Source organism: Microbacterium enclense, from assembly GCF_004022425.1.
Classification (GTDB): Bacteria; Actinomycetota; Actinomycetes; order Actinomycetales; family Microbacteriaceae; genus Microbacterium; species Microbacterium enclense_A.
On the sequence record NZ_RBZY01000132.1, the window covers coordinates 1 to 1,390 of the forward strand.

Here is a 1,390-nt window from a genome sequence, read left to right on the forward strand (position 1 = left end):
CCCGGCCATGGAACGACCCGCGGGCCGACATCCGTCGCAAGCTCGCGGTGCAGCCGGAGCTCTTCCTCGTGGCCGAGGAAGGCGACGCGGTGGTCGGGAGCGTCATGGCCGGATACGACGGTCATCGTGGGTGGCTGTACTACCTGGCTTCGGCGTCGTCGCACCGCGGGCAGGGTATCGGCAGCGCGCTCGTCGCCGAGGCCGAGCGGCTGTTGGCGGCACTCGGATGCCCCAAAGTGCAGCTCATGGTGCGTCCCGACAACACCGAGGCACGCGGGTTCTACGAGGCGCTGGGGTACACACCTTTCGACACCTGGGCGACGGGCCGCCGCTTGATCCTCGATGGTCCGGGCGGACCGGCCTGAGGATGCGGCGCGCGACGGTTCCATCCGTCCCGATCCCTAGACTGGATGCCATGGCGACACTCGCGTTCACCAAGGGCCACGGCGCCGGCAACGACTTCGTGGTCGTGTCCGACCCGGAGGGCGAACTCGATCTCTCGGACGATCAGATCGCCATCCTGTGCGACCGCCACTTCGGTATCGGGGCGGATGGACTGCTGCGGGTCGTCCGGTCGACGGCGATCGCGGAGGGGGCGGATGCCGCTGCCTCAGGGGCCGAGTGGTTCATGGACTATCGCAACGCCGACGGCTCGAAGGCCGAGATGTGCGGCAATGGGACGCGCGTTTTCGCCCGCTACCTGACGGACACGGGACTCGCCGAGATCGACGGGGGGCTGCGCATCGGCACGCGCGCCGGGGTCAAGACGCTGACCCGGAGCGACCGCGGCTTCGAGGTCGACCTGGGCGAGTTCCGCGTCGAGCCCGGTGAGGTGCTCGTGCGGGCGAAAGGGCTTCCCGTTGCGCGCCCCGGCGTGGGCATCGACGTCGGCAACCCCCATGTCGTGGTGGCGTTGTCGTCGGACGCCGAACTGGACGGCCTCGAGCTGGCCTACCAGCCCGTGCTCGACCCGGTGCCGCCTCGGGGGGCCAACGTGGAGTTCGTCGTTCCGGCCGATCCGCTCGTGCGCGACGGTGTGGGGGCGATCAGCATGCGCGTGTTCGAGCGCGGTGTCGGCGAGACGCTGAGCTGCGGCACGGGTGTCGCTGCGGCCGCTCTCGCGGTGCGGCACTGGGCCGGCGCCGCCGCGCCCGATTCCTGGGTCGTCGAGACCCGCGGCGGAACCCTGGGCGTGCGTGTCGCCGAGGGCCGGGTGCTCCTCTCGGGCCCGGCATCCCTCGTGTTCACCGGCGAGGTCGCGCTCGCCTGAGCCCCGCACCCGCGGGTGCAGCCGGACTCGACGTCGCGGGATGTCGACGAAAGGGACGCGCCGCGTCAGACGCCGTCGGTGACGACGTCGATCGGCTCGCTCGGGGGCGAGCCGTGGCGG

At 71.4% G+C, this 1,390-nt stretch carries 2 protein-coding genes; both read left to right on the plus strand.

Annotation, left to right across the window (positions count from 1 at the left end):
• On the plus strand, positions 1–365 hold a 365-nt coding region (locus tag D8Y23_RS16540), incomplete at its 5' end, for a GNAT family acetyltransferase (protein ID WP_128219104.1).
• Between the two features lie 50 nt (positions 366–415).
• Positions 416–1,270, plus strand: coding sequence for a diaminopimelate epimerase (gene dapF / locus D8Y23_RS16545; RefSeq protein ID WP_128219105.1), 855 nt, complete (start codon positions 416–418; stop codon positions 1,268–1,270).
• Positions 1,271–1,390 lie beyond the last annotated feature (120 nt).